The sequence below is a fragment of the Streptomyces sp. NPDC002742 genome, from assembly GCF_042888885.1.
In the GTDB taxonomy this organism is placed as follows: domain Bacteria; phylum Actinomycetota; class Actinomycetes; order Streptomycetales; family Streptomycetaceae; genus Streptomyces.
Genome location: NZ_JBIAQF010000010.1, coordinates 16,287 through 42,039 on the forward strand (window position 1 = coordinate 16,287; position 25,753 = coordinate 42,039).

Below are 25,753 nucleotides of genomic sequence, written 5' to 3' on the forward strand. Positions count from 1 at the left end.
TCTTCTGAACCGTCTCTCCCGGAGCGTCTCTTCTGATTCGCCGACCGGTTTCCCGACCCGATCCCGACCGGGTTTCGCCGCCCCGTCCAACGGGTTCCTCCGCCCCCTCCAAGTGGCACGCGCACGTGTGCGTCGCCGTTCGAATCACCCGGACGGCCCACGCACCGGGCAGTGCGCACAAGGGAACTAGTGCTCTCCGTCTGGCGTTGACCAGTACGGGAGGGTCCACTGAAGAGTGGAAGCAGAGCATCAGCAAGCAATGGGTTCCCCTGCCGCACGACTTGGAGGGCGTACCGTGCACCGCCGGCACAATGGGCTCAGGACAGCCGTACTCCTCGGGGGACTGTCCGCACTCATCATCGTCATCGGCAGCTTCTTCGGGCGTACAGGTCTGATCGTCGCGCTGTTCATCGCGATCGGGACGAACGCGTACGCGTACTGGAACAGCGACAAACTGGCTCTACGCGCGATGCGCGCACGCCCGGTGAGTGAGTTCGAGGCCCCGGCTCTCTACCGCATGGTCCGCGATCTCTCGACCCAGGCCCGCCAGCCCATGCCGCGCCTGTACATCTCACCGACGGAGGCGCCGAACGCGTTCGCGACGGGCCGCAACCCGCGCAACGCGGCCGTGTGCTGCACAGAGGGGATCCTGCGCATCCTGGACGAGCGCGAGTTGCGCGGTGTCATCGGTCACGAGCTCAGTCACGTCTACAACCGGGACATCCTGATCTCGTCCGTGGCCGGCGCCCTCGCCTCCGTGATCATGTTCCTGGTCAACTTCGCCTGGCTGATCCCGGTCGGCCGGTCCAATGACGACGACGGCCCCGGCATTCTCGGGATGATCCTGGTCATGATCCTGGGCCCGCTCGCCGCTTCCCTCATCCAGCTCGCCATCAGCCGCTCCAGGGAGTACGAGGCGGACGCGTCGGGTTCCCAGCTCACCGGCGACCCCCTCGCCCTCGCGAGCGCGCTGCGCAAGCTCGACGCCGGCACTAAGCAGCTACCGCTGCCTCCCGAGCCGCGCATCGAGACCGCGAGCCACATGATGATCGCGAACCCCTTCCGCCCAGGACAGGGGATGTCCAAGATGTTCTCTACGCATCCGCCGATGGCGGAGCGCATCGCCCGGCTCGAGCAGATGGCAGGTCGTCAGCAATGAAGACAATTCTGAACGTCATTTGGCTCATCCTGAGCGGCTTCTGGCTGTTCCTCGGGTACTTGGCCGCAGGCATCATCCTGTGCATCACCATTATCGGCATCCCGTTCGGGATCGTTCTTCTGCGTGAAGCATCGCGGTCGGGTCGACCCGTCCTTCGATGACCATCAGGGGCAGGAGTTGAATCTCCGGTAGGGGAACCTGTTGCACGTCCTCCAGGGCAGCGTTTACGCGACTCCAGGTGCCGTCGGAGGCCCAGGCGTTGAAATGCTTTGAAGCCTGGATGGTCGCACCGGTTTCCTTGATCACGTTAGGCCAGGACTTACCGGTGCGAGCCTTGTAGAAGATGGCGTCCACGGATCGTCGGACAGTCCCACGGCGCCCCTTCGGGAGCAGGGGAGCGACCTTTGCCCACTCCTCGTCGGAGAGTCTGGCAGCGGGGACACCAAGGCCGACAACGGCGTACCAGGCCCGCACGGTGCAGGGGACACCGCCGCGCCGATCATCGGGTACTGGACCCGTGATCGTGACCTTCAGTTCCAGCATGGACAAGATCGCCGCTTGCTGCTCCGGGGTCATGCCCGGGAACGACTTCTTCGCCATGCTCGCCAGCGCGATGAGATCACGAGTGCGCCGGTCGGTCTCCTCCATCTCCGTCAGCCAGTCGGTTGCCTCGTCACGCAGGCTCTGAAGCTGTTGGAGTTCTTCGTTGAGGACCGCTGTAGCCGCCTCAATGGCGTCCGCCGACTTGCTTTGCTTGGCCGATGCGACGATGACGGCAGCGATCGACGCGTTCATGCCCCCGATCTGCTGATCAAGGTCTGCGATCCGGTCGGCCAGGGCGACTGTGTCCCCTTCCGCGATTCCGATCCATTCGGCAGCCAGCGCCTGGAGTTTCTTGCTGTCGCTCGCGATCTCCGTGACGTGCTTCCAGACGTGCTCTTCTAGCGCGTTGGCATCGATGCGTGAGCAGCCACAGGACTTCTGACCAAGGTCCTTGGGCGCGTTGCCGGAGCATCGGTAGAACCGGGCGCCTTCCCGCGTTGGTGTGAAGCTGATCCCCGCGTATGTCTTCCCGCAAAGGCTCACGGTTCGGCCGCTCAGCGGATAGAACCACCGTTGCCCGCTGCTCCGCTTCGCTGTTTCGGCGACCTTGCGCCGTAGCTCTGCACTCTGTTCCTCGGTAAGGATCCGAGGCAGTTCAATCCGTACGGAGTCGCCCCAGATGGGGTCGCCATTCTCGTCGTTCTTGGCGTGCTTTCCGCGGAAGACGAGTACACCGTCGAGTACGGGCGTCGACATGACGCGATCCCGGAGATTGTCGCGTGTCCATGGCTTGCCGGAGCGCGCTGTGGACCCTTCGGCGATCAGTCGGATGGTGGCCTTGCGGAGGTTGAGTCCTTCGCCGACGACCAGGTCGTACACGTGCCGGATGACCCCTGCCTCGTGCTCGTCGACTACCAAGTAGGAGCCCGGGGTGCCTTTGTTGGCGATGCGGTAGCCGTAGGGAGGCCGGCCGCCGATGTGCGCGGCCGGCGTGAGTTCCGCCTTCTCCTGCAACCCGCCCTGTGTGCGATCCCGGATCGTCTCCCACTCGGTCTCGGCGTAGTCGGCGTCACGGCGCATCTTCTTGCGCCCTTCCATCGTGGTGTTGTCGTAGTCGTCGGCGACGTACACCCCGATGTCTTCGAGGGCCCAGACCCACCGCCAGAAGGCACGGCCCTTGCGGCCGATCGGCCGTCCGGCACGACCACGATGTCGAAGGGGCGTGGGATCTGCTGTGCGTCCTCCATCAGACGTTTCAGATCACCGCGATGGGCCGCTTCCAGGGAGCCAGAGACGCCCTCATCCTTGTACGTAGCGATGTGCGTCCACTGCTTGAGCGCGATATGGCGGAGGGTCTTCCGGCTCTGCCTGGCGACGCCGTAGCCCTTCTTTTGTTCCTCGGCGGAGACCCGCAGATAGTCGACAGCGCGCAGCGACTGTGTGCCGGTTGATCGAGTAACTGCCACGATGGCTGAGGATAGGGGTGTGCTTACATTGGACATCGTCGACTCCTAACTAGTCGGCCAGCCCCGGGGCGGTTGCAGCCGCTGCCGGGGCATCCATGCCAACTCCCAGCGTATCGCGACAATGTGACGCTCTATCGGGCCTTTCGACCATTCTGTGGCGAACCCGAGGACCGAACAGAATCCGGAGTAATAGCGCCCGCTCGGCCGGTGGCAGCGTCTTGTCGGGGATCCAAATGACACTGGAGCCGGGCATTAGGCAACCCCCGGGATCGGCGCTTCCTGCCGCACGAATTTGCGGTTCGTGGCCAGGTCTTCTGCGATGCCCGCGGCGATGAGTGCCGCACCGGGGGTGTGGCCGGAGCCGACATAGCGTCAATGAGCATCTGTGACCGTGCCAGGCACGGTTTCGTGGCCACGGTGTTCGGCCCGGTCGGCGCGCAGGGCGGCGTATGTTCGAGTAGGCGCGCGACTTGGTGAGAATGTGGCCCCGGTAGCCGAGGGTGTGAACCCAGGCCCGCAGATGCAGGGGTGTGAACTCCGAGAGACCGCCGAGGCGCCAACACGTGTGCATGAGTGCCCGAACGTGGTCGGAGACACGAGCAGCGTCGATGTCCTGCCGGTTCCTGAGAACTCTGCCACTGCTTCCGCGACCTGAAGATGCGCCGCGAATCCGTCGAGGCGGCGCAACGCGCGGTCGATCAAACCGACCCGAAGTACGCCCGCACCCTGGGGTTCTGCCGCATGGTGCTCGCCCAAAGCCACCTGCTGAACGGTGAACTGGAAGCCGCCGTTACGACAGCCAGTCCGGCCGTGGACGGCGGAGACATCCTCCAGCCCTCCCGCTTCCGGCGCTACGTGACCGACTTCCAAGCCGAAGTGAGCATCCACTCGGCGAACCCGATCGTGGCCGCCTTCAACGACCAGGTGCACGACGCCCTCGCCCGCCTGGACGACGAGTAGCCGCCGCTACCAGGGACGCCAGTCCCGAGGCCCGTCGTCATTGCGCAGCCCAGCGATACGCCGGCGATACTCAGCCGCCGTCCGCTCATCCTCCTGCACGTTCTGCATCAGCCACGTCGTCATACCGAACTCCTGCAACCCACGCAGCGTCTCGTACCCGTGCCACTCGTACAGGTCCCGACCATACGCAGCCACGAAGTCGGCATACTGCGCATCGGTCTGCCACCCAAGACTGTGGTGCTCAACGGACGTGACCATCAAATCCCACTCAGGATGATCCGCAACTCTTGCTTGTCGAAGGGATCGAACGAAGGCAGCGCCAGACCGTCTGGCACCGCCAAGGAATGCAGATCCCGCAGGATGCCGCCCAGCTCCCCATACGTGGCCTTACGGTCCCCTTCCTCATCAGGTGCCAGAACGTCCCCATTTTGTATGCGACTGCTGAACTAGGGGGAATTGATGGCGGTGGGAAACGAGTGGCCGTTGAGCCTTCCCTTGGTTCCTGCCTAACGCTCGCCGAACCCCTGGTCTGTCGGAACCACCTCGCGGCCCAACGGCATCAGTGAGATGGGGATGAGCTTCAGGTTGGCCCACCCGAACGGGATCCCAATGATCGACAGGAACAGCGGGATGCTTGTGACCAGGTGGGCCAGAGCCAGCCACCACCCCGCGAAGATCACCCAGATCACGTTCCCGATGAACGATCCTGCCCCAGCGCCTGGCTTCTCCACGGTGGTGCGGCCGAACGGCCAGAGGACGAAGCCGGCGATACGCAGCGACGCGACACCGAACGGGATGGTAATGATCAAGATGAAGCAGATGATCGCTGCGATGAGGTAGCCGATCGCCATCCAGATGCCGCAGAAGACGAGCCAGATGATGTTCAGCAGCAGGTGGAAGAGCTTCATGATCGGTACCTCCAGGTGGGTCCGTCGGCATGCCTCTCTCACCAGTATCGGCTGGTCATGCTTTCAGGCGGAACCGCAACGCACCTGTGGCGTGATCGGGAAGGTTGCGGGACAATCTCGTTCGGCTATACGACGGTGGAGCGCCAGGACGCTGGCGCGCCGTCCTGTATCGGCAACGTCCTGTGGCTGGTCCTCGCGGGCTGGTGGCTCGCCCTTGCCCACATCGTCACCGGCATCGCCATGTGCCTGACGATCATCGGCATCCTGTTCGGTATGGCCAACTTCAAGCTGATCCCGATCTCGCTGTTCCCGCTGGGCCGCGACATCGTGCGCACGGATCAGCCGTTCGCTTCGCGCTAGCGGTACGGGCCCGCGGGACACGGTCGTGGTCCCGGCGGGCGTCCGCGCACCCGCCGACTTCCGAGGGCGTCCCCGGGCGCCCCTCCTTGCCGCCGAAAACTGCGTCGAAGTCCGGCCCCGGTGAGGGTTGTCCACAGGCTCCCCGATTGTCGGTGCCGCGCTGCATGATGAACCCATGACCGAAATCGAGCAGTTGCTGGCACGGGTTGCCTTGGAGGCCCGCAACACCCGCCCGTGGGGCTGGCCTTCGCTCCCCGCGCCCGTGGGTCCGGCCGAGGTCGCCCGCGCCGAGGCGGTACTGGGCTTCCCGCTTCCCGCGCTGCTCGCGTCGCTCTACCTGCGTATAGGGGACGGCGGATTCGGTCCGGAGTACGGCCTGCTGCCCCTGCTCGACGGACCGCCCTCGGGTGAACCCGCGGTCGTTCCGCAGTATCTGGCCAGCCGCGAGAGCGGCCGCAAGGACCCCGAGTGGCCATGGCCCGAGGGTGTCCTGCCGATATCCCACTGGGGCTGCGGAATGTACGCGTGCGTGGACTGCCAAAGCCCCGACGGCGCGGTTCTGCTCTACGAACCGAACGCCGACGAGGCCGACCACGCCTGGTACGTGGACGCACCCGACCTCGCCGCCTGGCTGCTCGCCTGGCTCGAGGGAACGGGCTGGTACGAGGAGTCCAGCGACGGCGCGGACCTCCCCCTTTGGCCAGACTTCCGGATACGGACGAAGGTGAGGCAGGCTTCCTGACCCGCTAGCGCGAAGCCGCCCACAGCCGTACGCCGTATGCCGCGGCCCCTACCGCAAGGACGGCCGCGCCCACAACCACCGAAACCGCCGGCAGGGCGAACGCCAGCGTCACGCATCCGAGGAGTCCCAGCACCGGCAGTACCCGCGACGCCGTAGACGAACTCAAAGTCCAGGCGGAGGCGTTGGCAACTGTGTAGTACGCCAGCACACCGAAGGAGGAGAAGCCGATCGCGCCGCGCACATCCACGGTCGCGGCCAGCGCGGCGACCACCACGCCCACGGCCAGCTCCGCCCGGTGCGGGACCCGGAAGCGCGGATGCACGGCGGCCAGGGCGCCCGGCAGATGACGGTCACGGGCCATGGCCAGCGTGGTCCGCGAGACACCCAGGATCAGGGCGAGCAGCGAGCCGAGCGCGGCCACCGCGGCCCCTACCCGTACCACCGGCACGAGCCCGGGCAGCCCGGCTGCCCGTACAGCGTCGACCAGCGGCGCGGGGGCGAGCCCCAGCCCTGCCGATCCGAGCACCGAAAGGACAGCGACAGCGACTGCCGCGTACACCACGAGCGCGATGGCCAGAGCCAACGGGATCGCGCGCGGGATGGTGCGCGCCGGATCCCGTACCTCCTCACCGAGCGTCGCGATCCGCGCGTACCCGGCGAACGCGAAGAACAACAGACCGGCCGCCTCGAGCACCCCGCCCGCGCCGGACGACACTCCGATGCCCAGCCGCCCGGCATCGGAGACGTCCGAGCCGAGACAGCCGACCACCACGGAGGCGAGGACCGCCAGGACCACTGCCACGATCGCCCGCGTCAGCCAGGCCGACTTCTTCATGCCGCCGTAGTTCACGGCGGTCAGCACGACCACGGCCGAGACCGCCACCGCGTGGGCGTGGGCCGGCCAGACGTACGCGCCCACGGTGAGTGCCATCGCCGCGCAGGAGGCTGTCTTGCCGACGACGAACGACCAGCCCGCCAGATATCCCCAGAAGACGCCGAGCCGCTCACGCCCGTAGACGTACGTACCGCCGGAAGCGGGGTACAGGGCGGCGAGCCGTGCCGAGGACATCGCGTTGCAGTAGGCGACGACGGCGGCGACCGCGAGTCCGAGCAGAAGCCCGGATCCGGCCGCACGCGCCGCCGGGCCGAGTGCGGCGAAGATCCCGGCACCGATCATCGAGCCGAGCCCGATGAGTACGGCGTCCCCGAGGCCCAGCGTGCGGCGCAACTCGGGAGTGGACTGAGTCATGGGCCGCACCCTACTGATCACCGCAACCGGCGGGAGCCCGGCAACGTCCTGTTCATCAGCACGCCATCGATATACGCGTGGTCCGCACCGCACACGGACAGCGCGGGCACGGCCCGCCCGGACCGAATTCACAGGGCGGGCACGGCGTGACGACAGCACGGAGGGGCAGGTTCAGGACATGGGCATCATCAGCTGGATCATTCTGGGGCTGCTGGCCGGCGCCATCGCCAAGTTCCTGCTCCCGGGGCGCGACCCGGGGGGTTTCATCGGAACGACCGTCATCGGTGTCGTGGGCGCGTTCATCGGCGGCTGGATATCGGCCCGCTGGCTGGACCACCCCATCACCAAACACTTCTACGACGGCGCCACTTGGGCCGCCGCCATCGGCGGCTCGCTCGTGCTCCTGATCCTCTACCGCATCCTGTTCGGCGACTCGCGCCGCTGAGCGCGTGCCCCGCGACCGCGGCCGACAACCGAGAAGGGCGGGCACGCCGGGGTGCCCACCTTTCCTCGTACCTTCAGCCACTGCCTGGGCACGTAGTCCTGGGCCCGTGAGAAGCGAGCGGGACGACTGCCGGCCCTGCGAAGAACCGGCCCGCAACGCCCAACCCCATGAGGAGAGTTGGCGAAGCGCTGCTGGCACCGCTCGATGCTGTTCGGCGCTTTGTGTGTCAGGCGCGTCAGGCGTTCTACCTGTAGTTCACGAACTGCAGGGCGAAATCGAAGTCCTTGCCCTTGAGGAGAGCCTGAACGGCCTGCAGGTCGTCGCGGCTCTTCGAGCTGACGCGCAGCTCGTCGCCCTGAACCTGGGCCTTCACGCCCTTGGGGCCCTCGTCGCGAATGATCTTCGCCACCTTCTTCGCGTTGTCCTGGGAGATGCCCTCCTCGATCGTCGCGAAGATCTTGTACTCCTTGCCGGAGAGCTGAGGCTCACCGGCGTCCAGCGACTTCAGCGAGATGCCCCGCTTGATCAGCTTGGTCTCGAACACGTCGAGGATGGCCTTCACCCGCTCCTCGGAGTTCGCCTCCATGAGGATCTTCTCGCCGGACCAGGAGATGGAGGCGCCGACGTTCTTGAAGTCGTAGCGCTGCGAGATCTCCTTGGCGGCCTGGTTGAGGGCGTTGTCGACCTCCTGCCGCTCGACCTTCGAGACGATGTCGAAACTGGAGTCGGCCATGTCCTGTGGCTCCTTGTATCGGGTGCGTAGGGGCGGCCGTCGAGCCCGGCGTAGGCCTCCGGCCGCATCCGCATAAGCCTAGCCATCCCCCTCCCTCCAAGCGTCGATCAATTGGGTGGCGAAGCATCCCCGGGCATCAGGTATCGTTTACGTCGTTGCCAAGGAGCACCGCCCAAAAGCGGGGCTCAGGGGTAGCGACCCTGGCGGTGTGCCCGAGCGGCCAAAGGGAGCAGACTGTAAATCTGCCGGCTTAGCCTTCCGTGGTTCGAATCCACGCGCCGCCACATGAAGGTAAACCCCCTCCGATCTGCGGAAACGTGGATCGGAGGGGGTTTCTTCGTATTTGAACGAAGGTGTTCGCAGGTGGAGCGAAATGCGTGACGTGCCTCACGTGCTCTTCAGTGGATCCAGCGGACTGCGGGATCTGATCAGGACCGCAGAGCTGGGCTGCGACGACTGCAGCGCATCGGGGGTCGATATGGGCTTGCCGGTGGCGTGGCGCGGCGTGGCGCGCCGACACGATGACGGCCAGGCCGTGACAGCCCGGTGGCCGGCACTTTGACGTCCGTGCGGTGAACCTCGGTCGGGCCGTTCATCCGTGAGCGGTCCAGTGGTCCAAGGGTCCAGCGGTCCACCCCTGCAGCCGTGCAGGCGTCCACCCGTGCAGCCGTCCAGACGTCGTCGACGGGGGCGGGCGGTGGCGGGCGTGCCGGGGGGATCAGTGCGCTCACGGGGCACACTGATCCCATGTCATCGCGTCGCAGAAACTGCCCGGAGTGCCGTCGGGAGATCGCCGTCGTCGCCGGCCGTTTCGCTCGGCACGATCCGCCCGGCGCGCGGGGGAGCGGTGAACTGGTCTCGTGCCCGGGTTCGCGTCGGCAGGCGCACCTAGGAGCCGCCCAGCCCGCGCTGGACGGTTACGCCGTCCCGGAATTCCCCGGCCAGCTCCCGCTGTTCTGAACCGGACGCCCGAAGGGGCGGCGGGCCCCTAGTTCCCCGCCACCGACTTCACCGCCACCGAGATCGGCGTCGAGCCGCTGACCGTTTCCAGGGTCAGACCGGCAGTGGCCGGGGTGTCGACCAGTTCGGCGAGGACCGCGGCGACATCGTCGCGGGGGATCATGCCGCGGCCGGTGGAGGCCTCCAGGCGTACGAGGCCGGTCCCGGCGTCGTCGATCAGGCCGCCGGGACGCAGGATCGTCCAGTCCAGGCCCGTACGGCCGCGTACGTACTCGTCGGCCTCGCCCTTGGCTCGCAGATACACGTCGAAGATGTCGTCGCCGGGGTGGGCCGGGTCCGCGCCCATGGAGGAGACGACCACGTGCCGGCGTACGCCCGCGCGCTCGGCGGCGTCCGCGAACAGGATCGCGGCGCCCTTGTCCACCGTCTGCTTGCGGTCCGCTCCGCTGCCCGGTCCCGCGCCCGCGGCGAAGACGGCCGCGTCCGCGCCCTGCAGATGCGCGGCGACCTCCTCCACCGACGCCGACTCCAGATCGCACAGGACCGGCTCCGCGCCGGCCGCCCGTAGATCGTCGCCCTGTTCGGCACGGCGGATGATCCCCGCGACCTCGTCTCCGCGCGCGGAGAGCAGTCGCTCCAGCCGCAGCGCGATCTGACCATGACCACCAGCGATGACAATGCGCATGTTTCCGACCGTACGCCGGGAGGACCGCGTTCGCCGCACAACCCTGTGGACAACTCGTGAGTCACATGGGTGATCGCTGTGGATCCACCAGTGATCACCGTGAGACCGAATGACGAATAGTGAACACGCGAACGAGGGAACGCTGTGCGGGTCCGTACGGCGTCGTTGAGGAGACCATCATCACCGTCATACGCAAGACCGTCACCACGGTCGGCTGCACCGCTGTCCTGCTCGCCACGGCGGCCGCCTGCGGCACGGTCCAGAACCTCACAGCCGGCCAGAAGGTGGACCACGCCGTCGAGCGGCTCGGCGAACAGAAGTCCCTCGCGTTTCAGTTGGACCTCGACGCCGATGCAGACGCGATCAACAAGCTGACGGGCGAGGCCAGTTCCGACGAGCCTCTTCCGCCGGAGTTCGCGAAGTTCGTCAGCGGGCTGCACATCGACGTCTCGGTCAAGTCCAAGAAGGCGTTGGCGGATTCGGGTCAGAAGGATCTCATCGGGACGAGCGTGAGGGTCACGGGGACCGGCGGCGTCCTCGTCGAGTACCGGATCGTCGGCGACTTCACGTACTACCGCGCAGACTTGAAGGCCGTCGGCGAGGCGATGGGCGTCCCCATGCCGTCGGTCGACGATCTCCCCGCGAGCGAGAAGGAGATGAGGAAGGCCCTCGAAGGCGACTGGGTGAAGGTCGACACCAAGGAACTGGAGCGTTCGCGGAAGTCCGCCGGGGGTGCCTCGAAGGGGGGCGTCGATGCGGGCGGCATCGACGCCAAGACCCAGAAGAAGGTCCTCGACGCCGTACGAGGTGTCATCGGCCGCGAGGTCACCTTCCGTACCAGGGATGGGGCGGACGGTGTGGAGCACGTCGTCGCCACGGGTAACGTCCGCGACCTCCTCACCGGCGTCTTCGGCAAACTTCGTCCGTTGCAGGGCGACCTTCCGGCGGGTGCGGAACTTCCCTCGGCCAAGGACCTCAAGGACGCGCCGAACAGGAAGGTCGCAGTCGACTTCACCCTGAAGAACGGTGACCTGCGGCAGATCAGGGTCGACCTGGCCGTCCTCGCCGACAGCCCGAAGACCGCCAAGCTGCCCCTCGTTCTGAAGTTCTCCGAGGCGGGAGACGTCAGCGCGCCGTCGGGAGCCACCGAGATCCCCGCGAGCAAGCTTCCCGGGGGCAACCCCCTGGGCGGTGCGTTCCTGGGCGGCGACGACCTCTAAAGCGCGGGCGCCCGGCCGCGGAAGTCTTCCACGGCCCCCGGGACAGCCTGTCTGTCCAGGCCCACGGGGGCGCGTGGAGCCCGCGGAAGCCCTGCAGTCGGTGCAGCCTGCAGTCGGCGCAGTGGTCGATGCGGTCGGTCGCGCAGGCGAACCGGGGCGGCCCGTACGGTGGCACGGCACGCGCGCGTGCCACCGGCCCACCTGCCCCCCGGACGTCACCTCCGCGCGTGCGACCTGCCCCGGGCGCCACCGGTCACCTTCACGCGCGCGTGCGGCGCCGTCGTGCCCGCCCCGGACCCGGTCCGGACCCGGACCCGGACCGGTTACGACGGCTCTCCCCGTCCCTGCCGGGGCAGTTCCAGCCCCGGCTCGGCCGCCGAGTTGAAGTACTCCCGCACAGCGCTGGTCCGCGCCACCACGCGCCCGCGGTGGACAACGATCCGGCTGTACGAGAGGGACAGCGCTCCCGCGAGCCGGTCCCCGCGTACGGCGAGCAACTCGGCCGGGAATCCGGCCTCCACGCGCACCTCGGGCAGCCCGAGAGCGGCTCGCGCGGCACAACTCACCGCGTCGTAGGCGTCCTCGGGGCGCAGCCCGCTTCGCGAGGCCAGCAGGTAGGCGGCTTCCAGCGGGTCCCCGCGTCCCACCGGGTTGGACACGTCGCGCAGGGCACCACTGCCCGCCGCGACCCGCACGCCTGCCGCCCGCAACAGTCGTACGGGAGCGATGCCGCGCCGGTCGGCCGAACCGCAGCCACCCTGCGGCAGACACACCACTGTCACTCCGGTCGCGGCGAGTTGGTCCGCGGCGCGGGCGGCCACTTCGGACGGCAGCCGGCCGAGCCCACCGCACGGGCCGAGTGTCACCCCGGGCCGCAGCCCGCCCGCCATCGCGGCGAGCCGGGCGAGCCGGGCCGGGTCGGCGGCGTCCGTGTGCAGATCGACCGGACAGCCGTGCTCGGAGGCGAGTTCCAGGACGGCCTCGACGTACCCCGTCGGATCGGGGTCCGTGTCCGGGCAGCCGCCCACCACGGAGGCGCCCATCTTCAGGGCGTCCCGCAGCAACGCGAGCCCGTCGGCGCCGGCCGCCCCGGTCAGTACCCGGGGCATCGCCACCGTCGCCAGTTCGGCGATCCCCCGCAACGACCGCCGCACCTCGAGCACCGCCGCCAGCGCGTCCAGGCCCTGTACGTCACCGACGCGCACATGGGACCGCAACGCCGTCGCTCCGTGTCCCAGTTGCAGCAGCGCCGCCTCGGTGGCCCGGCGCCGGATCTCCTGGTCGTCGTACGTGAGAAGGCCGTCGTCGTCAGCTGTGAGGGCCGTGTCGCTGTGTGCGTGGGCCTCGGCGGGGGCCGGCAGAAGGAGGTAACCGTCCAGGTCCACCTTGGCGGCGAGAGCCCCCGAGGCGCCCGCGGCCAGGCTTCCCGCGGTGCCGACCGCCTCGATGCGACCGCCACCCAGCCGTACGTCCACGGCCCGGCCGTCGGTGAGCCGAGCCCCGCACAGCAGGAGAGCGGCCGTGTCGGTCTGTCCCGACGAGGAGTGGGGCGGCTGCTGCTGACTGTCGGGCATCGCGCTCCTGGGGCTCGGGGGCGGCTGCGGGAGGGACGACTGCGGAGTGTGGGGACACAAGATCACCCAGCGTGAGTCGAGCCTAGGGCGGCGACCCGTCGACGTCGGGGAGGAGCGCAATAGTCGTACCGGTGTGGTCCGTCGGCGAGCCGGGGACCAGCCATCTCGTGACCGGGGCAGCGGCAGCGGCAGCGGCGGGGGCGGGGGCTGAGGCGAGGCGGGGGCAGAGGGTCACGCTGCGCCCGTGGGTGGCCGGAGGCCTGTCACCCCGTGTGATCCAAGGGGTCTGAGGGGCCTGTGATGGGTCCTGGGAACGCCCGGGGAAACCCCTGGGGTCAGGCCGGGGCGGAGGCCGCGAAACGGATTTGGGCGATCGGCGGCGGACCGTGTAATGTCTTCATCGCTCGCCCCAATAGCTCAGTCGGTAGAGCGTCTCCATGGTAAGGAGAAGGTCTACGGTTCGATTCCGTATTGGGGCTCTGGTGTGAGAGGTTCCCGTCGCAAGACGGGGGCCGATCGCATCTCAGCGGTGTAGCTCAGTCGGTAGAGCAAGCGGCTCATAATCGCTGTGTCACCGGTTCAAGTCCGGTCACCGCTACTGACAGTAGCCGATTGTGGGGTCGGTCCTTCGATCGGCTACTCTTCTATGCGTTAATGTCCCATCCGTTCGTCAAGGAGCACTCCTGTGGCTGCCACCGACGTCCGCCCCAAGATCACGCTGGCCTGCGTGGAGTGCAAGGAGCGGAACTACATCACCAAGAAGAACCGGCGTAACGACCCGGACCGACTGGAGATGAAGAAGCACTGCCCGCGTTGCAACGCGCACACCGCGCACCGCGAAACGCGATAATTTCAGGCTCGTACACGAGGCCGTCCCCTTCACGGGGGGCGGCCTCGCGTCGTTGTGGAACCGATGTCCGGCGCGTACCCGGCGTCATAGGGCGACCAGCGGTTTAGAGCGAAGATAGGCCGTCCGGCCAGACGGCCGGTCCAGCTGTGACGTCAGCGCAGCGAAGACAACCAGGAGGTGCCGAGCCCATGGCGCTCGACCAGTCCTTCGTAGGGCGTTCCTACCCGCCCACCGACCCCTATGAGGTCGGCCGGGAGAAGATCCGCGAGTTCGCGGAGGCCGTGGGGGACAGCAACCCTGCGTACACGGACCCCGAGGCCGCACGTGCTCTCGGTCACCCGGACGTGATCGCCCCGCCGACTTTTGTGTTCACCATCACGTTCAAGGCCGCGGGCCAGGTCGTCCAGGACCCGCAACTGGGCCTCGACTACAGCCGGGTGGTGCACGGAGACCAGAAGTTCGCGTACACCCGCCCCGTGCGCGCGGGTGACCGGCTCACGGTCACCTCGACCATCGAGGCGATCAAGTCCCTCGCGGGCAACGACATCCTGGACGTGCGTGGCGAGGTCCACGACGAGGCGGGCGAGCATGTCGTGACGGCGGTCACGAAGCTCGTGTCCCGCGCGGCGGAGGTGGGCTGACATGACGGCGAAGATCTCTTACGCGGACGTCGAGGTCGGCACCGAACTGCCGTCCCAGACGTTTTCCGTGACGCGCGCCACGCTCGTGCAGTACGCGGGGGCCTCCGGGGACTTCAACCCGATCCACTGGAACGAGAAGTTCGCGGTCGAGGTGGGCCTTCCCGACGTCATCGCGCACGGCATGTTCACCATGGCCGAGGCGATCCGCGTGGTCACCGACTGGGCGGGCGACCCGGGCTCCGTAGTCGAGTACGGCGTCCGCTTCACCAAGCCCGTCGTCGTCCCGAACGACGACAAGGGCGCCACGATCGAGGTCAGTGGCAAGGTCGCGGCCAAGCTCGACGGCAACACCGTCCGCGTCGACCTCACGGCGACCAGCGCCGGACAGAAGGTGCTGGGAATGTCCCGAGCGGTCGTACGGCTGGCTTGATCCCAAGGCCGAGGTAAGGGGCGTCCGCCATTGCGGGCGCCCCTTACGCGTTCCTGGGGCGCCCTTTACGCGCTCCTGTACGGGCTGGCGTACGCGTCTCTGCGGAGGTTCCTGTCAGGCGCGCACCCAAGGCATCCGCACAGCCGTATCGCTTGACTTAGTTAGTGATTGAGCACTAACTTAGCCGCATGGTCAGGATGAGCGCAGAGGAGAGGCGCGAGAGCGTCATCCGCGCGGCGATGAGCGAGTTCGCCCGGGGCGGCTACTACGGCACGTCCACCGAGGCGATCGCCAAGCGCGTGGGTGTCTCGCAGCCGTATCTCTTCCGGCTCTTCCCGGGAAAGAAGGCGATCTTCCTGGCGGCCGCCGAGCACTGCATGGACCTCGCCCGACGCACCCTGGAGGAGGCCACCGAAGGGCTGGAGGGCGAAGAGGCCGTGCATGCCATGGCGAACGCCTACGTGAAGGTCATCGCGGAGCACCCGGAGCGGCTGCTCATGCAGATGCAGATGTACGTCGCGGTGGCGGCAGCCGAGGAGGCCGGCGACCACGAGCTCGGCGAGGCGGTCCGGGCCGGCTGGATGCGGCTCTGGGACACGGTTCATGTGCCGCTCGGGGCCGACGCGGACGAGACCGCGACCTTCATGGCGTACGGAATGCTCATCAACTGCCTGGTGGCGATGGGGTTCCCGCCCGAGCACCGGGTCTGGGAAGGGCTCTATCCGTCGGCTCGGGTCACGGGGCGGCTGGAGAAGTAGCGCGACGGTGAAGGCGGTGTTCGGCACGTCTTCATGACCTCAAAAGTTAGTCATCAATAACTAACCATCGATAGCGATCACATCACCTTCTGGGGGAGCGATGTCTCAGCGGACGGCACGGACAGCGAGGAACGGATCGGCGGCACCGGCCCCGGCAGGGGCCGCAGGACCGCCCGAGGGGTCGGCCCCGGCGTCGGCCGCAGCACCGGCCGGGCGGCGCGGTGGAGCCGGGTGGGCCCTCCTCATCACCAGCGTCGCCGGGTTCATGGCGGCCCTCGACAATCTCGTCGTCACCACCGCACTGCCCTCCATCCGCAAGGACCTCGGCGGAGCGCTGGACGACCTGGAATGGACCGTGAGCGCCTACACGCTCACCTTCGCCGTCCTGCTGATGTTCGGCGCGGCGCTCGGCGACCGGTTCGGCCGCCGCAGGCTCTTCCTGGTCGGCCTGAGCGTCTTCACCGGAGCCTCCGCCGCCGCGGCCATGGCGCCCGGCATCGACTCGCTGATCGCCGCCCGCGCGGTCCAGGGCGTCGGCGCGGCGATCATGATGCCGCTGACCCTGACCCTGCTGACGGCCGCGGTTCCGGCCGCCAAGCGCGGGATGGCATACGGGATATGGGGCGCGGTCAACGGACTCGCGGTCGCCTCCGGGCCCCTCATCGGCGGCAGCCTCACCGAGCACATCTCCTGGCACTGGATCTTCTGGCTGAACGTTCCGCTGGGCCTCGCCGTGCTCCCGCTCGCGCGGCTGCGTCTGTCCGAGTCGTTCGGCGCCGGTGCCCGGCTCGACTTCCCGGGGACCCTGCTCGCCAGCGGTGGTCTCTTCGGGATCGTCTACGGCCTGGTCCGCGGCCCCGCCGACGGCTGGACCAGCCCGTTCGTCCTGACCGGCCTGTTCGCGGGCGTCGCGCTGCTCACCGGCTTCGTCATCCACGGCACCCGGGCCGAGCACCCGATGCTCCCGATGCGGCTCTTCCGCTCCCGCGCCTTCGCCGGGATCAACGCGGCCAGCCTGCTGATGTTCCTCGGGATGTTCGGCTCGATCTTCCTGCTCAGCCAGTACATGCAGGGCGTGCTCGGGTACTCGCCGACCGAGGCGGGGCTGCGCATGCTGCCCTGGACCGGTATGCCGATGCTCGTGGCGCCCATCGCCGGCTACCTGTCCGACCGCATCGGCGGGCGCCCCGTCGTGGCCACCGGGCTCTTCCTGCAGGCCGCCGGGCTCGCCTACTACGCCTCCGTGGTCGCCGCCGACGCCTCGTACGCCTCCCAGCTTCCCGCGCTGATCATCAGCGGTGTCGGGATGTCCCTGTACTTCGCCCCGGCCTCCAACCTGGTCATGTCCAGCGTCCGGCCGCACGAGCAGGGCATCGCCTCCGGTGCCAACAACGCGCTGCGCGAGGTGGGCGGCGCGCTCGGGATCGCGGTGATGTCCTCGATCTTCTCGGCGCAGGGCGGCTACGCGACGGCCCAGACCTTCATCGACGGACTGCGGCCCGCGCTCGTGGTCGGCGCCTCGGTCGTCGCCCTCGCGGGTGTCGCGGCCCTGGTCATCCCGACCGCCCGTCGTACGGCGCGCACCGAGACGGCCGATGCCCCGGCGCACGCCTCCGAATCGGACTCGCTCGAAGCCGGCTCGCTCGAAGCCGGCGCTCTTGCGACCGCCTCCGCCGGAACCGTCACCCTCGAAACACCCTCCCGCTGACGCGCGGCACGAAGCACCGGTTCACGTGGCTTCGGACGAGCCCCGCGAAACACCCGACCGCCTGATCGAACCTCCAGGAAAGTCAGCCCGGTCAAGCCCTCGGGACGTGAACGGCCCCGCCCACCGGCGGGGCCGTTCACGTGTCCGCAGCGCACCGGTGGCCGGGCGCCCCCGCCCCTTCTCGTACTCTTGGGCCCGTGCAGGAACTCCACGATGCCCCGCTCGCCCCGCTGACCACCTTCCGGCTCGGTGGCCCGGCCGCCCGGCTGGTCACCGCCACGACGGACGCCGAGGTGATCGCCGCCGTGCGCGAGGCCGACGACGCCGGTACGCCGCTGCTGCTCATCGGCGGCGGATCGAACCTCGTCATCGGCGACAAGGGCTTCGCGGGGACCGCCCTGCGCATCGCCACGAAGGGCTTCTCGCTCGACGGTACGAGGCTGGAGCTGGCCGCGGGCGAGGTGTGGACCGACGCGGTCGCCCGCACCGTCGAGGCCGGGCTCGCCGGGATCGAGTGCCTCGCAGGCATCCCCGGCTCCGCGGGCGCGACCCCGATCCAGAACGTGGGCGCCTACGGCCAGGAAGTGTCCTCGACGATCATCGAAGTGACCGCCTACGACCGGAAGACGCGCGAGACGGTCACGCTGACCAACGCCGAGTGCGCCTTCTCGTACCGCCACAGCCGCTTCAAGGCCGATCCCGAGCGCCATGTGGTGCTGCGCGTCCGCTTCGAGCTGGAGGACGCGCAGGGACTGTCGGCGCCGGTCAAGTACGCCGAGACGGCCCGTGCGCTCGGCGTGGAGCCCGGCGACCGAGTGCCCCTCGGCGCCGCCCGCGAGACGGTCCTGAAGCTGCGTGCCGGTAAAGGGATGGTGCTCGACCCCGAGGACCACGACACCTGGTCCGCCGGGTCGTTCTTCACCAACCCGATCCTCTCGGACGAGGCGTTCGCCGTCTTCCACGCGCGCGTGAAGGAGCGGCTCGGCGCCGACGCCGTACCGCCGGCGTACGCGGCCGGTGAGGGCCACACCAAGACCTCCGCCGCCTGGCTGATCGACAAGTCGGGCTTCACCAAGGGCTACGGAACCGGGCCCGCCCGTATCTCCACCAAGCACACGCTGGCCCTCACCAACCGGGGCGGGGCCACCACCGAGGACCTCCTCGCGCTGGCCCGGGAAGTCGTGGCCGGTGTCCACGACGCCTTCGGGATCACCCTGGTCAACGAGCCGGTGACGGTGAACGCCGGCCTCTGACGGGCCTGAAGGGCATGAAGGCTCCTGGCATGAAGGCTCCGGGAGTCCGCGAGGTTCCTGAAAGGCTCCAGAGGTCCCTGAAAGGCTCCGCGGGGCCCGTGCCCAGCGCCCCGGCAGGTGCGGGCATATGGACCAGCCCTAGTAGGCGACGCCCACGCCCTGCTTCACGGTCCCCGGGTCGTCGATCATCGCCAGCATCGCGTGGGCCACGTCCGCGCGCGCGATGAAGCGGCCCTTGGGCGGGAAGCCACCCACAACCGAGCGGTACGAGCCGGTCAGCGGCTTGTTCTGGAGCCTGGGCGGACGGACGACGGTCCAGTCCGTGGAACTGGCCGCCAGTTCGCCCTCCATCTCCCTCAGGTCGGCGTACACGTCCTTCAGGATGCTGGAGATCAGCCGACGCATCGCGCGGTCGACGCGCGTGTCGTTCGCGGCGCCGGGGCCGACCGGACTCGCGCTGACGACGAGCAGTCGCCGCACCTGCTCCGCCTCCATGGCACCCAGCACCGTACGGGTGAGCCGGGCCGCGACCCCGGCGTCCTTGCGGCTGCGCGCGCCGAGACCGGACAGGACGGCGTCCCGGCCCGCGACGGCGGGGCGCAGCGACCCCGGGTCGGTGAGATCCGCGCGGAACACCTCCAGGCCCGCGCCCGTGACGGTGAGCCGCGCGGGATCCCGTACGACGGCCGTGACCTGGTGGCCCGCGCCCAGGGCCTGGCGGACGATCTCCTGGCCGATGCCTCCGGTGGCACCGAAAACGGTGAGTTTCATGACCTGCTCCGCATGAGAAGGAGATGGGGTGGGTGAGTGTTCACTCACTCGTGCTTCTTCTAGAGTGAGTAAGTACTCACCCACCCGTCAACCCCGTCAGGACGTGTCATGGAATCCTTGGGCCCCATGGAGCAGAAATCCGCCACGGAGCCCACGCCGTCGAAACCGGCCAGGATCCGCATCCTCGACGCGGCGCACGAGCTCATGCTCACGCTCGGTCTCTCCCGTGCCACCACCAAGGAGATCGCCAGGGCGGCCGGCTGCTCCGAGGCGGCGCTCTACAAGTACTTCGCGAGCAAGGAAGAGCTCTTCATCCGGGTCCTCCACGAGCGGCTGCCCCAGCTCGGCCCTCTCCTGGAGCGGCTGACGGCCGAGCCGCGGGAGCACTCCCTGGAGGAGAACCTCACGGAGATCGCCCGTCAGGCGGCCCTCTTCTACGAGCAGAGTTTTCCGATCGCCGCCTCCTTGTACGCGGAGACACAGCTCAAGCGACGTCACGACGACGCCATGCGGGCCATGGGCGCGGGCCCGCACATGCCCATCCGGGGCGTCGCCGCCTATCTGCTGGCGGAACGGCGGGCCGGGCGTGTCCAGCCGGACACCGACACCTACGCGGCCGCGTCCCTCCTCCTCGGGGCCTGCGCGCAGCGGGCGTTCGCCTACGACGCCACCGAGGAGGGCACGCCGCCGCCCCTGGACACCTTCGCCCCGGCGCTGGTCCGCACCCTGCTCGCCGGGATCGCGCCCGGGGACAGGACGGGGTCCGCGGGCGCCTCGGACAAGCTCTAGCGGGCTAGGCGGTCAGCCAGTCGTCGACGCCGGCCAGCAGCTTCGCGCGGACGTCCTCCGGCGCGGCGGAGGCGCGGATGGACTGGCGGGCCAGCTCGGCCAGTTCCGGGTCCGTGAAGGCGTGGTGGCGGCGGGCGATCTCGTACTGGGCGGCGAGCCGGGATCCGAAGAGCAGCGGGTCGTCGGCGCCGAGGGCCATCGGGACACCGGCTTCGAACAGAGTGCGCAGGGGGACATCGGCGTGCTTCTCGTAGACGCCCAGGGCGACGTTCGAGGCGGGACAGACCTCGCAGGTCACCCCGCGGTCCGCGAGGCGCTTCAGCAGCCGCGGGTCCTCGGCGGCCCGCACCCCGTGGCCGATCCGGGAGGCGTGCAGGTCGTCCAGGCAGTCGCGGACCGAGGCGGGACCGGTCAGTTCGCCGCCGTGCGGCGCGGACAGCAGCCCGCCCTCGCGGGCGATGGCGAAGGCCCGGTCGAAGTCCCGCGCCATGCCCCGCCGCTCGTCGTTGGAGAGCCCGAAACCGACGATCCCCCGGTCCGCGTACCGCACGGCGAGCCGGGCCAGCGTGCGGGCGTCCAGGGGGTGCTTCATCCGGTTGGCGGCCACCAGGACGCGCATTCCGAGTCCGGTCTCCCGCACGGCCGAGTCGACCGCGTCGAGGATGACCTCCAGGGCCGCGGTCAGACCGCCGAGGCGCGGGGCGTACGACGTCGGGTCGACCTGGATCTCCAGCCATCCGGAGCCGTCCTTCAGATCCTCCTCGGCGGCCTCGCGCACCAGGCGCTGGATGTCCTCGGGCTCTCTCAGGCAGGACCGCGCGGCGTCGTACAGGCGCTGGAAGCGGAACCAGCCGCGCTCGTCGGTCGCCCGCAGCTTCGGTGGTTCGCCGCTGGTCAGCGCGTCCGGCAGCCGTACGCCGTACTTGTCCGCCAGTTCCAGCAGGGTGGTGTGCCGCATCGAACCGGTGAAATGCAGGTGCAGATGGGCCTTCGGCAGTTCACTCACATCACGTACGCGCTCCATCCGAAGATCCTGCCGTACGCGTGTGTCGTGCCGGTAGCGCTTTCGCTGATCGGAGACCTGCTCGAACGAACGAACGGGGGCCGGCCACTCCTGAGAGTGGCCGGCCCCGCACGCGCGCGTGGAGCGCGATGACGTCACCGGCGCCCCGAAGGGCGCGAGAGGGCGGAGGAGGTCAGTCCTTGGCCTCGGACAGCAGCTTCTGGATGCGGCTGACGCCCTCGACCAGGTCCTCGTCACCGAGGGCGTACGACAGGCGCAGGTAGCCCGGCGTGCCGAAGGCCTCGCCCGGGACGACCGCGACCTCGGACTCCTCCAGGATGAGCGCGGCCAGCTCGACCGTGTCGGCGGGGCGCTTGCCGCGGATCTCCTTGCCGAGGAGTCCCTTCACCGAGGGGTACGCGTAGAAGGCGCCCTCGGGCTCGGGGCAGAGCACGCCGTCGATCTCGTTCAGCATGCGCACGATGGTCTTGCGGCGGCGGTCGAAGGCCTCGCGCATCTTCGCGACGGCCGTGAGGTCGCCGGAGACGGCGGCGAGCGCGGCGACCTGGGCCACGTTCGAGACGTTCGACGTGGCGTGCGACTGGAGGTTGGTCGCGGCCTTGATCACGTCCTTCGGACCGATGACCCAGCCCACGCGCCAGCCGGTCATCGCGTACGTCTTGGCGACGCCGTTCACGACGATGCACTTGTCGCGCAGCTCGGGCACCACCACGGGCAGCGAGTGGAATTCCGCGTCCCCGTAGACCAGGTGCTCGTAGATCTCGTCGGTCAGGACCCACAGGCCCTTCTCGGCGGCCCAGCGGCCGATCTCCTCGATCTGCTCGCGGGTGTAGACCGCGCCCGTCGGGTTGGACGGGGAGACGAAGAGCAGCACCTTGGTGTTCTCGGTGCGGGCGGCCTCCAGCTGCTCGACCGAGACGCGGTAGCCGGTGGTCTCGTCCGCGACGACGTCCACCGGGACACCGCCGGCGAGACGGATGGACTCCGGGTAGGTCGTCCAGTACGGCGCCGGGACGATGACCTCGTCGCCCGGGTCGAGGATCGCGGCGAAGGCCTCGTAGATGGCCTGCTTGCCGCCGTTGGTGACCAGGACCTGGGCGGCCTCCACCTCGTAGCCGGAGTCGCGCAGTGTCTTCGCGGCGATCGCGGCCTTCAGCTCGGGGAGCCCGCCGGCCGGCGTGTATCGGTGGTACTTGGGGTTCGAGCAGGCCTCGATGGCGGCCTGGACGATGTAGTCCGGGGTCGGGAAGTCGGGCTCACCGGCGCCGAAGCCGATCACCGGACGTCCGGCGGCCTTGAGTGCCTTGGCCTTGGCGTCCACGGCGAGGGTGGCGGACTCGGAGATCGCGCCGACTCGGGCGGAGACCCGGCGCTCGGTGGGAGGGGTTGCAGGGCTCATGGGACCCATCGTTTCAGACCGGAAACGACCCCGGCACACGGGTTTCACAGACTGAACGTCGGCAGAACATCCGTCCGGATCCACGCGCCCCACCAGTCGATCTTCAGCGGAGGAAGCCCGTACGGACACTTTCTGTTCGACGACCGGCTCCGGACCACGTACACTCTCACCTCGTTGGCCTTCACCGGCCGCGCTCAACCGGTGCACACCGAGCACCCGGTCGGATGCGGTACGTTGGGGAAATCAAAGGGTCGTAGCTCAATTGGTAGAGCACTGGTCTCCAAAACCAGCGGTTGGGGGTTCAAGTCCCTCCGGCCCTGCTACACACGCCTTTCATCAGGATGTGTGCGCGCATGTACGTACTGCAATGCACCGCCGTGCGGCTCAGCCGGGCGCGGCACGGTCACGACCCGGGAATCAGGTGAGGACGAGTGACGGACGCCGTGGGCTCCATCGACATGCCTGATGCCGAGGCGCCGGAGTCCAAAAAGAAGGCCCGCAAGGGCGGTAAGCGTGCCAAGAAGGGCCCGCTGAAGCGCCTTGCCACTTTCTACCGCCAGATCATCGCGGAACTCCGTAAGGTTGTCTGGCCGACTCGCAATCAGCTGACGACTTACACCACAGTGGTGATTGTGTTCGTCGTCATCATGATCGGCCTGGTGACCGTGATTGACTATGGGCTCAACCACGCCGCCAAGTACGTCTTCGGCTGAGCCGAGAGCGAAGGGCGCCGTCACCGGCGCCCCTTTCGCGTGTTCCACCCCCATGTATCCAGGAAGAAGCAGCCACCGTGTCTGACCCGAACCTGAACGACGCCACCGAGTCGGTCGAGTCCGTTGACGACGAGCTCGAGATCGTCGAGGGAGCGGACGTCGTGGACGAGTTCGAGGCTGCCGATGCCGCCGCCGGCGAGCCCGCCGAGGAGGCGGCCCTGCACGTCGAGGACGAGTCCGGTGAGGACGTCGAGGACGAGGACGTGCCCGCCGAGGCGCTCACCGACGACGACGCCGACGAGACCGAGGCCGAAGCAGAGGCCGAGGCCGAAGTAGAGGCCGAGCCCGTCGACCCCGTGACCGCCCTGCGCGAGGAACTGCGCATGCTCCCCGGCGAGTGGTACGTCATCCACACGTACGCCGGTTACGAGAACCGCGTGAAGACCAACCTCGAGCAGCGTGCCGTCTCGCTGAACGTCGAGGACTTCATCTTCCAGGCCGAGGTGCCGCAGGAAGAGGTCGCGCAGATCAAGAACGGCGAGCGCAAGACGATCAAGCAGAACAAGCTCCCGGGCTACGTCCTGGTCCGCATGGACCTGACGAACGAGTCCTGGGGTGTCGTCCGCAACACGCCCGGCGTCACCGGCTTCGTGGGCAACGCCTACGACCCGTACCCGCTGACCCTGGACGAGATCGTCAAGATGCTCGCCCCGGAGGCCGAGGAGAAGGCCGCCCGCGAGGCCGCCGAGGCCGAGGGCAAGCCCGCTCCGCAGCGCAAGGTCGAGGTCCAGGTGCTGGACTTCGAGGTCGGCGACTCGGTCACCGTCACCGACGGCCCGTTCGCCACGCTGCAGGCCACCATCAACGAGATCAACGCCGACTCGAAGAAGGTCAAGGGCCTCGTCGAGATCTTCGGCCGCGAGACCCCGGTCGAGCTTTCCTTCGACCAGATCCAGAAGAACTAGCACCTTCTGGACGTACGTCTTCCGAACAGGTCAGACGGGCTGTCACAGCCTGTCTGACCTGCTCGGTTTTTAGCCGCGCACAGATACCCGTTATCGTTGTGCGGTATGCCTCCATCCGGATCATCACCTCGGTTGAAGGCAGCCGTCCGGGGCGACTCGGACGTAGGAAGGCGAAAACGAAAGAGGACCCGGAATGCCTCCCAAGAAGAAGAAGGTCACGGGGCTTATCAAGCTCCAGATCAACGCCGGTGCGGCGAACCCGGCCCCGCCGGTCGGCCCCGCGCTCGGTCAGCACGGCGTCAACATCATGGAGTTCTGCAAGGCCTACAACGCCGCGACCGAGTCGCAGCGTGGCTGGGTCATCCCGGTGGAGATCACGGTCTACGAAGACCGTTCCTTCACCTTCGTGACCAAGACTCCGCCGGCCGCGAAGATGATCCTCAAGGCCGCGGGTGTCGAGAAGGGCTCCGGCGAGCCGCACAAGACCAAGGTCGCCAAGATCACCCAGGCGCAGGTCCGCGAGATCGCCACGACCAAGATGCCCGACCTCAACGCCAACGACCTGGACGCCGCCGCGAAGATCATCGCCGGCACCGCCCGTTCCATGGGCATCACGGTCGAGGGCTGACACCCACCTTCGTAGGAACCATGCGGCTCCGGCCGCACGTGGCAGGGCCTGCTCGGCCCGTACCACGACTCCTCAGAACACATCAGGAGCAGTAGTGAGCAAGCGCAGCAAGTCTCTCCGCGCTGCGGACGCCAAGGTCGACCGGGAGAAGCTCTACGCCCCGCTCGAGGCCGTCCGTCTCGCCAAGGAGACCTCCACGAGCAAGTTCGACGGCACCGTCGAGGTCGCCTTCCGCCTGGGTGTCGACCCGCGCAAGGCCGACCAGATGGTCCGTGGCACCGTGAACCTCCCGCACGGCACCGGTAAGACCGCCCGGGTCCTGGTCTTCGCGACCGGTGACCGTGCCGAGGCCGCGACCGCCGCGGGCGCCGACATCGTCGGCTCCGACGAGCTCATCGACGAGGTGGCGAAGGGCCGTCTGGACTTCGACGCCGTCGTCGCCACCCCGGACCTCATGGGCAAGGTCGGCCGCCTCGGCCGCGTGCTCGGTCCCCGTGGTCTCATGCCGAACCCCAAGACCGGCACCGTGACCCCGGACGTCGCCAAGGCTGTCACCGAGATCAAGGGTGGCAAGATCGAGTTCCGCGTCGACAAGCACTCGAACCTGCACTTCATCATCGGCAAGGTGTCCTTCGACGACACCAAGCTGGTGGAGAACTACGGTGCGGCCCTCGACGAGATCCTTCGTCTGAAGCCGTCGGCCGCCAAGGGTCGCTACATCAAGAAGGCCGCGATCAGCACCACGATCGGCCCCGGCGTTCCCGTCGACTCGAACCGCACCCGCAACCTCCTCGTCGAGGAGGACCCGGCCGCCGTCTGA

Annotated in this window: 27 protein-coding genes, 4 tRNA genes and 3 pseudogenes; 23 read left to right on the forward strand and 11 right to left on the reverse strand. The window is 68.3% G+C overall.

All coding sequences use genetic code 11. The annotated features are described in order from the left end of the window. Window positions 1-295 precede the first annotated feature (295 nt). Both htpX and ACFYW8_RS19070 read left to right on the forward strand, forming a co-directional pair. Window positions 296-1,159 (forward strand): zinc metalloprotease HtpX, encoded by an 864-nt coding sequence (gene htpX / locus ACFYW8_RS19065; RefSeq protein ID WP_365870909.1) that lies wholly within the window; start codon window positions 296-298, stop codon window positions 1,157-1,159. Then, window positions 1,156-1,284: pseudogene (locus tag ACFYW8_RS19070) on the forward strand (YccF domain-containing protein); the annotation flags it as partial. The gene htpX and the pseudogene ACFYW8_RS19070, both read left to right, overlap by 4 nt. Here ACFYW8_RS19070 and ACFYW8_RS19075 read toward each other — a convergent pair. Genes ACFYW8_RS19075 through ACFYW8_RS19085 form a run of 3 tightly spaced genes read right to left on the reverse strand, consistent with a single transcriptional unit; the run spans window position 1,250 to window position 3,838 of the window. Next, entirely contained in the window at window positions 1,250-2,581 is a 1,332-nt protein-coding gene (locus ACFYW8_RS19075) for a transposase (RefSeq protein ID WP_389077227.1), read from the reverse strand. The pseudogene ACFYW8_RS19070 and the gene ACFYW8_RS19075 sit on opposite strands and share 35 nt — an antisense overlap. A gap of 32 nt (window positions 2,582-2,613) precedes the next feature. Then, window positions 2,614-3,204, reverse strand: a complete 591-nt coding sequence (locus ACFYW8_RS19080; RefSeq protein WP_389076297.1) for a recombinase family protein — start codon at window positions 3,202-3,204, stop codon at window positions 2,614-2,616. Between the two features lie 13 nt (window positions 3,205-3,217). Continuing rightward, window positions 3,218-3,838, reverse strand: coding sequence for a replication initiator (locus ACFYW8_RS19085; RefSeq protein ID WP_389077231.1), 621 nt, complete (start codon window positions 3,836-3,838; stop codon window positions 3,218-3,220). On the opposite strand from ACFYW8_RS19085, the pseudogene ACFYW8_RS19090 reads away from it, so the two are divergent. Next, window positions 3,796-4,128 (forward strand): annotated as a pseudogene (locus ACFYW8_RS19090) (sporulation protein); the annotation flags it as partial. The gene ACFYW8_RS19085 and the pseudogene ACFYW8_RS19090 sit on opposite strands and share 43 nt — an antisense overlap. 506 nt (window positions 4,129-4,634) lie before the next feature. Here ACFYW8_RS19090 and ACFYW8_RS19095 read toward each other — a convergent pair. Further along, window positions 4,635-5,036 (reverse strand): YccF domain-containing protein, encoded by a 402-nt coding sequence (locus tag ACFYW8_RS19095; protein WP_389076301.1) that lies wholly within the window; start codon window positions 5,034-5,036, stop codon window positions 4,635-4,637. Between the two features lie 120 nt (window positions 5,037-5,156). Here ACFYW8_RS19095 and ACFYW8_RS19100 point away from each other — a divergent pair. Further along, window positions 5,157-5,396: pseudogene (locus tag ACFYW8_RS19100) on the forward strand (YccF domain-containing protein); the annotation flags it as partial. A gap of 175 nt (window positions 5,397-5,571) precedes the next feature. Continuing rightward, the gene (locus ACFYW8_RS19105; RefSeq protein WP_389076305.1) at window positions 5,572-6,138 is read left to right on the forward strand and encodes an SMI1/KNR4 family protein; all 567 of its coding nucleotides are present in this window, start codon (window positions 5,572-5,574) and stop codon (window positions 6,136-6,138) included. A gap of 4 nt (window positions 6,139-6,142) precedes the next feature. Here ACFYW8_RS19105 and ACFYW8_RS19110 read toward each other — a convergent pair whose 3' ends face one another. Further along, window positions 6,143-7,387, reverse strand: coding sequence for an APC family permease (locus ACFYW8_RS19110; protein WP_389076309.1), 1,245 nt, complete (start codon window positions 7,385-7,387; stop codon window positions 6,143-6,145). 178 nt (window positions 7,388-7,565) lie between these two features. Here ACFYW8_RS19110 and ACFYW8_RS19115 point away from each other — a divergent pair, with 178 nt between their 5' ends. Beyond that, window positions 7,566-7,832 carry a GlsB/YeaQ/YmgE family stress response membrane protein gene (locus tag ACFYW8_RS19115; RefSeq protein WP_355840698.1) on the forward strand — a complete coding sequence of 89 codons (267 nt, stop codon included), beginning with the start codon at window positions 7,566-7,568 and terminating at the stop codon, window positions 7,830-7,832. Window positions 7,833-8,076: 244 nt separating this feature from the next. Here ACFYW8_RS19115 and ACFYW8_RS19120 read toward each other — a convergent pair whose 3' ends face one another. Further along, complete coding sequence (locus ACFYW8_RS19120) at window positions 8,077-8,565, reverse strand: YajQ family cyclic di-GMP-binding protein (RefSeq protein WP_356469076.1); 489 nt, start codon at window positions 8,563-8,565, stop codon at window positions 8,077-8,079. Window positions 8,566-8,767: 202 nt separating this feature from the next. On the opposite strand from ACFYW8_RS19120, the gene ACFYW8_RS19125 reads away from it, so the two are divergent. Next, window positions 8,768-8,849 (forward strand) — tRNA-Tyr (locus ACFYW8_RS19125). Between the two features lie 463 nt (window positions 8,850-9,312). Continuing rightward, a complete protein-coding gene (locus ACFYW8_RS19130; protein WP_365870902.1) occupies window positions 9,313-9,525 on the forward strand; it encodes a hypothetical protein in 213 nt (70 codons plus the stop codon). Between the two features lie 28 nt (window positions 9,526-9,553). Here ACFYW8_RS19130 and ACFYW8_RS19135 read toward each other — a convergent pair whose 3' ends face one another. Beyond that, window positions 9,554-10,210 carry an SDR family oxidoreductase gene (locus ACFYW8_RS19135; RefSeq protein ID WP_389076321.1) on the reverse strand — a complete coding sequence of 219 codons (657 nt, stop codon included), beginning with the start codon at window positions 10,208-10,210 and terminating at the stop codon, window positions 9,554-9,556. 119 nt (window positions 10,211-10,329) lie between these two features. On the opposite strand from ACFYW8_RS19135, the gene ACFYW8_RS19140 reads away from it, so the two are divergent. Further along, window positions 10,330-11,430, forward strand: coding sequence for a hypothetical protein (locus tag ACFYW8_RS19140; protein WP_365870900.1), 1,101 nt, complete (start codon window positions 10,330-10,332; stop codon window positions 11,428-11,430). A 323-nt stretch (window positions 11,431-11,753) separates the two neighbouring features. On the opposite strand, the gene ACFYW8_RS19145 is transcribed toward ACFYW8_RS19140, so the two are convergent. Then, entirely contained in the window at window positions 11,754-13,004 is a 1,251-nt protein-coding gene (locus ACFYW8_RS19145) for an amidohydrolase family protein (RefSeq protein WP_389076328.1), read from the reverse strand. 406 nt (window positions 13,005-13,410) lie between these two features. On the opposite strand from ACFYW8_RS19145, the gene ACFYW8_RS19150 reads away from it, so the two are divergent. The 8 genes from ACFYW8_RS19150 (at window position 13,411) to ACFYW8_RS19185 (ending at window position 18,644) form a co-directional block, all read left to right on the forward strand. Further along, a tRNA-Thr gene (locus ACFYW8_RS19150) sits at window positions 13,411-13,483 on the forward strand. A 46-nt stretch (window positions 13,484-13,529) separates the two neighbouring features. After that, window positions 13,530-13,602: transfer RNA gene (locus ACFYW8_RS19155), tRNA-Met, on the forward strand. An 87-nt stretch (window positions 13,603-13,689) separates the two neighbouring features. Further along, window positions 13,690-13,854, forward strand: a complete 165-nt coding sequence (rpmG, locus tag ACFYW8_RS19160) for a 50S ribosomal protein L33 (RefSeq protein WP_004571794.1) — start codon at window positions 13,690-13,692, stop codon at window positions 13,852-13,854. Between the two features lie 188 nt (window positions 13,855-14,042). Next, entirely contained in the window at window positions 14,043-14,495 is a 453-nt protein-coding gene (locus tag ACFYW8_RS19165) for a MaoC family dehydratase N-terminal domain-containing protein (RefSeq protein WP_389076334.1), read from the forward strand. 1 nt (window position 14,496) lies between these two features. Beyond that, complete coding sequence (locus tag ACFYW8_RS19170) at window positions 14,497-14,925, forward strand: MaoC family dehydratase (RefSeq protein WP_365870897.1); 429 nt, start codon at window positions 14,497-14,499, stop codon at window positions 14,923-14,925. 188 nt (window positions 14,926-15,113) lie between these two features. After that, window positions 15,114-15,683, forward strand: a complete 570-nt coding sequence (locus tag ACFYW8_RS19175; RefSeq protein ID WP_365870896.1) for a helix-turn-helix domain-containing protein — start codon at window positions 15,114-15,116, stop codon at window positions 15,681-15,683. A 265-nt stretch (window positions 15,684-15,948) separates the two neighbouring features. Continuing rightward, entirely contained in the window at window positions 15,949-17,391 is a 1,443-nt protein-coding gene (locus tag ACFYW8_RS19180; RefSeq protein ID WP_389076343.1) for a DHA2 family efflux MFS transporter permease subunit, read from the forward strand. Between the two features lie 197 nt (window positions 17,392-17,588). Next, the gene (locus ACFYW8_RS19185) at window positions 17,589-18,644 is read left to right on the forward strand and encodes a UDP-N-acetylmuramate dehydrogenase (protein WP_389076347.1); all 1,056 of its coding nucleotides are present in this window, start codon (window positions 17,589-17,591) and stop codon (window positions 18,642-18,644) included. A 138-nt stretch (window positions 18,645-18,782) separates the two neighbouring features. On the opposite strand, the gene ACFYW8_RS19190 is transcribed toward ACFYW8_RS19185, so the two are convergent. Continuing rightward, window positions 18,783-19,415, reverse strand: coding sequence for an NAD(P)H-binding protein (locus ACFYW8_RS19190; RefSeq protein ID WP_365870894.1), 633 nt, complete (start codon window positions 19,413-19,415; stop codon window positions 18,783-18,785). A 126-nt stretch (window positions 19,416-19,541) separates the two neighbouring features. Here ACFYW8_RS19190 and ACFYW8_RS19195 point away from each other — a divergent pair, with 126 nt between their 5' ends. After that, complete coding sequence (locus tag ACFYW8_RS19195; RefSeq protein ID WP_389076355.1) at window positions 19,542-20,204, forward strand: TetR/AcrR family transcriptional regulator; 663 nt, start codon at window positions 19,542-19,544, stop codon at window positions 20,202-20,204. A 4-nt stretch (window positions 20,205-20,208) separates the two neighbouring features. Here ACFYW8_RS19195 and ACFYW8_RS19200 read toward each other — a convergent pair whose 3' ends face one another. Then, window positions 20,209-21,228, reverse strand: a complete 1,020-nt coding sequence (locus tag ACFYW8_RS19200; RefSeq protein ID WP_389076360.1) for an adenosine deaminase — start codon at window positions 21,226-21,228, stop codon at window positions 20,209-20,211. A 172-nt stretch (window positions 21,229-21,400) separates the two neighbouring features. Then, complete coding sequence (locus ACFYW8_RS19205; RefSeq protein WP_365870891.1) at window positions 21,401-22,627, reverse strand: pyridoxal phosphate-dependent aminotransferase; 1,227 nt, start codon at window positions 22,625-22,627, stop codon at window positions 21,401-21,403. 247 nt (window positions 22,628-22,874) lie between these two features. On the opposite strand from ACFYW8_RS19205, the gene ACFYW8_RS19210 reads away from it, so the two are divergent. The 5 genes from ACFYW8_RS19210 (at window position 22,875) to rplA (ending at window position 25,753) form a co-directional block, all read left to right on the forward strand. Next, window positions 22,875-22,947, forward strand: a tRNA-Trp gene (locus ACFYW8_RS19210). A gap of 111 nt (window positions 22,948-23,058) precedes the next feature. Continuing rightward, complete coding sequence (gene secE / locus ACFYW8_RS19215) at window positions 23,059-23,340, forward strand: preprotein translocase subunit SecE (protein ID WP_103549158.1); 282 nt, start codon at window positions 23,059-23,061, stop codon at window positions 23,338-23,340. Window positions 23,341-23,417: 77 nt separating this feature from the next. Then, the gene (gene nusG / locus ACFYW8_RS19220; RefSeq protein WP_389076370.1) at window positions 23,418-24,305 is read left to right on the forward strand and encodes a transcription termination/antitermination protein NusG; all 888 of its coding nucleotides are present in this window, start codon (window positions 23,418-23,420) and stop codon (window positions 24,303-24,305) included. Window positions 24,306-24,498: 193 nt separating this feature from the next. After that, window positions 24,499-24,933, forward strand: coding sequence for a 50S ribosomal protein L11 (rplK, locus tag ACFYW8_RS19225; protein ID WP_261705301.1), 435 nt, complete (start codon window positions 24,499-24,501; stop codon window positions 24,931-24,933). Window positions 24,934-25,027: 94 nt separating this feature from the next. Beyond that, entirely contained in the window at window positions 25,028-25,753 is a 726-nt protein-coding gene (gene rplA / locus ACFYW8_RS19230; protein WP_365870889.1) for a 50S ribosomal protein L1, read from the forward strand.

Bases quoted from the DNA above. Each gene is read 5' to 3' on its own strand.
- ACFYW8_RS19080 (WP_389076297.1), bottom strand. From the start codon at position 3,204: ATGTCCAATGTAAGCACACCCCTATCCTCAGCCATCGTGGCAGTTACT.
- ACFYW8_RS19095 (WP_389076301.1), bottom strand. From the start codon at position 5,036: ATGAAGCTCTTCCACCTGCTGCTGAACATCATCTGGCTCGTCTTCTGC.
- ACFYW8_RS19120 (WP_356469076.1), bottom strand. From the start codon at position 8,565: ATGGCCGACTCCAGTTTCGACATCGTCTCGAAGGTCGAGCGGCAGGAG.
- ACFYW8_RS19145 (WP_389076328.1), bottom strand. From the start codon at position 13,004: ATGCCCGACAGTCAGCAGCAGCCGCCCCACTCCTCGTCGGGACAGACC.
- ACFYW8_RS19175 (WP_365870896.1), top strand. From the start codon at position 15,114: ATGGTCAGGATGAGCGCAGAGGAGAGGCGCGAGAGCGTCATCCGCGCG.
- ACFYW8_RS19105 (WP_389076305.1), top strand. From the start codon at position 5,572: ATGACCGAAATCGAGCAGTTGCTGGCACGGGTTGCCTTGGAGGCCCGC.
- ACFYW8_RS19115 (WP_355840698.1), top strand. From the start codon at position 7,566: ATGGGCATCATCAGCTGGATCATTCTGGGGCTGCTGGCCGGCGCCATC.
- ACFYW8_RS19130 (WP_365870902.1), top strand. From the start codon at position 9,313: ATGTCATCGCGTCGCAGAAACTGCCCGGAGTGCCGTCGGGAGATCGCC.
- ACFYW8_RS19180 (WP_389076343.1), top strand. From the start codon at position 15,949: ATGGCGGCCCTCGACAATCTCGTCGTCACCACCGCACTGCCCTCCATC.
- ACFYW8_RS19205 (WP_365870891.1), bottom strand. From the start codon at position 22,627: ATGAGCCCTGCAACCCCTCCCACCGAGCGCCGGGTCTCCGCCCGAGTC.
- ACFYW8_RS19200 (WP_389076360.1), bottom strand. From the start codon at position 21,228: ATGGAGCGCGTACGTGATGTGAGTGAACTGCCGAAGGCCCATCTGCAC.
- ACFYW8_RS19110 (WP_389076309.1), bottom strand. From the start codon at position 7,387: ATGACTCAGTCCACTCCCGAGTTGCGCCGCACGCTGGGCCTCGGGGAC.
- ACFYW8_RS19195 (WP_389076355.1), top strand. From the start codon at position 19,542: ATGGAGCAGAAATCCGCCACGGAGCCCACGCCGTCGAAACCGGCCAGG.
- ACFYW8_RS19170 (WP_365870897.1), top strand. From the start codon at position 14,497: ATGACGGCGAAGATCTCTTACGCGGACGTCGAGGTCGGCACCGAACTG.
- rplK (WP_261705301.1), top strand. From the start codon at position 24,499: ATGCCTCCCAAGAAGAAGAAGGTCACGGGGCTTATCAAGCTCCAGATC.
- ACFYW8_RS19135 (WP_389076321.1), bottom strand. From the start codon at position 10,210: ATGCGCATTGTCATCGCTGGTGGTCATGGTCAGATCGCGCTGCGGCTG.
- ACFYW8_RS19165 (WP_389076334.1), top strand. From the start codon at position 14,043: ATGGCGCTCGACCAGTCCTTCGTAGGGCGTTCCTACCCGCCCACCGAC.
- ACFYW8_RS19190 (WP_365870894.1), bottom strand. From the start codon at position 19,415: ATGAAACTCACCGTTTTCGGTGCCACCGGAGGCATCGGCCAGGAGATC.